This is a genomic window from Bartonella sp. AC62GZZY, assembly GCF_042196525.1.
Taxonomy (GTDB): Bacteria; Pseudomonadota; Alphaproteobacteria; order Rhizobiales; family Rhizobiaceae; genus Bartonella.
Window position 1 is genome coordinate 1 of sequence record NZ_JBHIQN010000084.1, and the last position, 279, is coordinate 279.

The 279-nt window shown below is 44.4% G+C and carries 1 pseudogene; it reads right to left on the minus strand.

Features of this window, described 5'->3' with window-relative positions:
• Positions 1 to 279, minus strand: a pseudogene (locus ACFIML_RS09285) (class I fructose-bisphosphate aldolase); the annotation flags it as partial.

The window sequence follows — 279 nt, forward strand, 5'->3', positions numbered from 1 at the left end:
CTACTTCTTCCACAGAAGCAATGCGCGCATCTTTTCCATCAATCACCATATTGGGTTTTAAAATCATGCCCTCGAAAAGAACACGTGCCTCAAATAATTCTTTAAACACAGTGTGTAAAACAACTTTTGTCACCTCAAAGCAACGCGTAATAGAATGCTGGCGTGATGGTCCATCCATCAGCACTTCCGGTTCAACAATCGGTACAAGACCAGCTTCCTGACATAAAGCAGCATAACGCGCGAGAGCTTGTGCATTCTGACTGATTGCCCCTCTTGTTG